General features: G+C 33.2%; 2 protein-coding genes and 2 pseudogenes. All 4 read left to right on the forward strand.

Annotated elements, in window-relative coordinates; genetic code table 11:
- Nucleotides 1-351 (forward strand): annotated as a pseudogene (locus tag ACIQ0D_RS12100) (glycosyltransferase family 2 protein); the annotation flags it as partial.
- Nucleotides 352-372: 21 nt separating this feature from the next.
- Nucleotides 373-1425, forward strand: a complete 1053-nt coding sequence (locus tag ACIQ0D_RS12105; RefSeq protein ID WP_395805976.1) for a glycosyltransferase — start codon at nt 373-375, stop codon at nt 1423-1425.
- Nucleotides 1426-1464: 39 nt separating this feature from the next.
- On the forward strand, nt 1465-3318 hold the full coding sequence (gene asnB / locus ACIQ0D_RS12110) for an asparagine synthase (glutamine-hydrolyzing) (RefSeq protein ID WP_395805978.1): 1854 nt from the start codon (nt 1465-1467) through the stop codon (nt 3316-3318).
- Between the two features lie 28 nt (nt 3319-3346).
- Nucleotides 3347-3780: pseudogene (locus ACIQ0D_RS12115) on the forward strand (glycosyltransferase); the annotation flags it as partial.

Genomic DNA, 3780 nt, shown 5'->3' on the forward strand with positions numbered 1-3780 from the left:
GTTGGCGAATATTTGCCTGTAGTACGTACCGCGATTATGAAAAATAATCTCCTGCGAAATTTACGAGGCTATGAAAGTATTACCTGGCTAAATCTTTCAAAAAATGGAGCCAAATTATATTTTGATTATGAAGCCATTAGATTATATGATGAAGAGGGTGATGACCGCCTTTCGAATCGTTTTAACGGGCTAAAAAACTCGGTTAAAATGAGAGATGGCTATCAACTATATTTAGATGAGTTTGCGTCAGATCTTAAAAAATACAATTTCCTAGAATACTTGAAAGTGAGAATAAAACTGCTTTCCTATCAATTAATTGCCTCTTTTCTTCCTAAAAATGAAGACTTGTAAGTTTCAATTCTTTATTCCAATATGAAAAAAGTGTTTTTTATTGTTAGCCATTTAAGAGCTGGGGGCTCCGAAAAGGTCTTTTGGATATTGTCCCAATATTTTGATCAATCTAAATTTGAAGTTTATTTATTGGTTCTAGATTTAACTGAAGCTTTTTACTCCCCTAATTTAAAAGGTGTAAAAATTATTGACCTTAATTCGCCAAGAGCATCAACAGCAATTTTTAAAATTATCCGTCAAATTAAAATTGAAAAACCTTATGCTGTATTTACAACGGGTGGACATATAAACACACTTTTGGCGATTGTTTCCTTGTTTGTCAGTATTCCCAAATTAATTGGGCGTGAGTCGAATGTCATGAATATCATGAATGAATTGGGTGGTTTTAAAGAGAAATTTTGGGATAAATTCATGAGGTTTACTTATAATAGATTTGATATTGCTATTTGTCAATCCGAAGAAATTAAACAATCATTATCTGGTCATTACCATATTACTAATAGCAAATTGAGGGTTATTCCAAATCCGATTTTAAAAACTCAAATTATTAAGCATACTAACTCAAGCCAATACAAAAAGATTATAATTATTGCTCGTTTGGCTATAGAAAAGGGGATCATTCGGTTTCTTCATATCTTAAATTTTCTTCCGCCAGAGTATGTAGTTACAATTGCAGGTGAGGGTCCTATGAAAGCTAGGATTATACAGCTAATTCATGATCTTAATCTTCATGAACGTGTTAAATTAGTCGGAATAGTACGCGAAATCCCTGAATTAATAGCTTCTCATGATCTTTTAGCTCTTCCATCTTTAACAGAAGGTTTCCCTAATGTGGTTTTAGAAGCGCTAGAAGTTGGTGTGCCCGTAATTGCTTTTGAAGTAGGCGGAATAAATGCCATGTTGAAGTCTGGTTTTAATGGTTATATCATTCGTCAAAATGATCTAAACGACTTTCATTATAGGATTGTTAAAGCGTCAAATCAAAATTGGGATCATCAGGCGATAAAGGCAGATGTAGAGAACAGATTTGGAGTTCATAAAGTAGTTAAACAATACGAAGCACTAATCTCATAAGCTTCAAATATTCTCAAATTTCAACTTAAATTTTTCTATATGTGTGGGATATACGGCTCTACGATAAATTTTAGCGATGATGTGATTAGCCAAAAACTGGCTGTTATTAATTTCCGTGGACCGGATTATTCGCAGTTTATTCATACTCCAGATGTTGTACTAGGGCATAATCGCTTGGCTATCATTGATTTGGATCATCGCTCAAATCAGCCATTCTCTTATTTGCACTTAGTTATTGTTTTTAATGGTGAAATATATAATTATCGCCCACTAAAAGCACGCTTAGAAAAGGAAGGTTATAAGTTCAGTACAAGCTCAGATACAGAAGTTATTTGTGCCGCCTACTTGGCCTATGGCGAAGATTGCGTGCTCCAATTTAATGGGATGTTTGCCTTTGTTATTTATGATGAAAAAAAGAAGATACTCTTCGGAGCAAGAGATCGTCTAGGTAAAAAACCTTTTTACTATTGCCATAATGGACAATCATTTGAGTTTGCTAGTCAGCCTTCTCAATTAAAAATCGCTAGAAAGTTCACTCTCGATCAGCAGGCTGTAAATGAGTATTTTATATGGGGATATATTCCTGATCCTAGTTCCATTTGGCAAGAAGTAAAAAAGCTTCCAGCTGGGCATAGCTTTATTTATAACTTAAGTTCTGGTGCATTAAACATTAAAAAATATTGGGATTTGGACTATGATAGAGAGAATAAATTCAATGGTTCTTATCAAGATGCTAAATTTATTTTAAATGAATTAATCCATGATTCTGTTGGCATAAGAATGAATGCTGATGTTCCTTTAGGTGTATTCTTGTCTGGCGGAATTGATTCTTCATTAATTGCAGCCATCGCCTCCCAAAAAGTTAGTCACCTGAAAACATTTTCAATTCAATTTAATGAAAAGGGTTTTGATGAAAGTAAATATGCTAAACTGGTGGCTGAGCATTTAGGAACCGAGCATCATACTATTGAATGTAACTATCATGAAGGCCTTGATTTAATTTCAAATTTCTCTAATTATTACGATGAGCCTTTTGCCGATCCAAGTGCAATTCCTACCATGCTTTTAAGTAAATACACTAGAAAACATGTTACAGTAGCTCTCAGTGGCGATGGTGGCGATGAAGCCTTTATTGGATACACGCGATATAAGCGAATAAAAACGATGGAAACTCTATTCTCTATGCCTTTGATAATCAGGAATTTAATGGCAAAGTTAATCGGATTTTCGCCAAATTACATTTTGAAACTAATCGCAATTGGGATATCAATTCCAGATATCGAAAGCCTATATATTAAAATGTTTGGCGGATTAGAAAACTCCTGGATTCTTGATTCTGAGAAAGGAATGAATTACAAATATACGGATATTTTTAAAAATCCTCATAAATCGATCTTAGAGAAGGTTTCTGACTATGATATTAAAACCTATTTGAATGGGGATATCAATACCAAAGTGGATAGAGCCTCCATGGCATTTTCACTAGAGGCAAGAGCCCCATTAATGGATTATAGAATTATTGAATTCTCTCGTAGCCTGAATACCAATTTTAAGTACTCAATGGGTAATCAAAAAAGAATATTAAAGGATGTTTTATATCAATATCTGCCCCCAGCGATGTTTAATAGACCCAAATCAGGCTTCACAATGCCATTTAAAGATTGGTTTAAATCCGAACTAAAGGAATATGTTTTAGATAATCTTTCTTATTCTGAACTTCAAAAAATTCCAGGTATTAATGTTTCTAGAACTCAAGAAATTATTCAAGAACACATGAGTGGAAAGTGGAACCGTTATCCCCAAATATGGAAGTTATTGGTTCTTTCCCAGTGGTTGAAAAAGCAAAAAGAGGGGATTTCAATACCTAAATCCCCTTTAATTCCAACAATCTAATTTTTTAAAGCCATATTATTAAATATCAATGAATAGGAAGGTATTATTTATGACATCGTCCATGTCAAAAGGTGGAGCAGAAACTCAACTGATTAAGTTAGCTCTTTTCTTGAAATCCCTCAACTTCGAAATTTGTATTATTTCTTTAAAACCAATTAATGAGTTTGAAATTGACTATGAAAAGGAGGGGATTCCCGTACTTTTCATTCAGAATTGGAGTAAAAATCCAATTAAAAATCTCCAATTAATCTATACTAAAATCAAGGCTTTTAAACCTGATGTGTTTATTGCATTCATGTTTATTGCCATCATTTTTGCTCGTATTTATAAATTGATATTTAAATATAAATTGATATCCTCTGTTCGGATTGGAGTACTTCCTCAAAAATGGTTTTTACCCTATTTATTCTCCACTGGTTTAGATGATGTACTTGTTTATAATTCAAAGGCATCTAAATTAAA

The sequence above is a fragment of the Daejeonella sp. genome, from assembly GCF_044342615.1.
Taxonomy (GTDB): Bacteria; Bacteroidota; Bacteroidia; order Sphingobacteriales; family Sphingobacteriaceae; genus Daejeonella.

Excerpts from the sequence above, each read along its gene's own strand:
- ACIQ0D_RS12105 (WP_395805976.1), top strand. The coding sequence starts at position 373 with ATGAAAAAAGTGTTTTTTATTGTTAGCCATTTAAGAGCTGGGGGCTCC.
- asnB (WP_395805978.1), top strand. The coding sequence starts at position 1,465 with ATGTGTGGGATATACGGCTCTACGATAAATTTTAGCGATGATGTGATT.